This window comes from Dellaglioa sp. CoH-57-MRSF-17, assembly GCF_056782015.1.
In genome coordinates this window covers 1-358 of sequence record NZ_JBXAXY010000083.1, presented here as the reverse complement: position 1 = coordinate 358, position 358 = coordinate 1, and the positions used below count along the sequence as shown (strand labels likewise).

1 protein-coding gene is annotated in these 358 nt (G+C 55.9%); it reads right to left on the bottom strand.

The window, feature by feature from the left end; all coding sequences use genetic code 11:
* On the bottom strand, positions 1 to 263 hold a 263-nt coding region (locus tag AC1RPJ_RS07980; protein WP_481762875.1), incomplete at its 3' end, for a hypothetical protein.
* Positions 264 to 358: the final 95 nt, after the last annotated feature.

Below are 358 nucleotides of genomic sequence, written 5' to 3'. Positions count from 1 at the left end.
GTCACGTCCTGTCCATCAACGTATTTGAATTTCGTTTCCATGTGCTCCGCTCCTTGTTTCACAGTTGTGGGCTTTTTACGTGGACGCCCAAAGTCCACACGATCTCCAGTACCCTCGTCCAGCGGACCCGGGCAATCATCGTGCGCCAGCGCCTCGTCACAATCCTCCCACCCAGCGACCCACGCCGGATGAGCGTCCGCATCGAAATGCCGTCCCCAATAGCAAGCATTCCACCCAGCAGCATAGCTGCGATTTTTACCCATCTCACACACCTCCCCCATCACCCATCCCACACCACGTAATTTAAGATTGTCCAATCACAAAAGCGCCGTTCCGCGTCCCTCACTTCGTTCGGTCC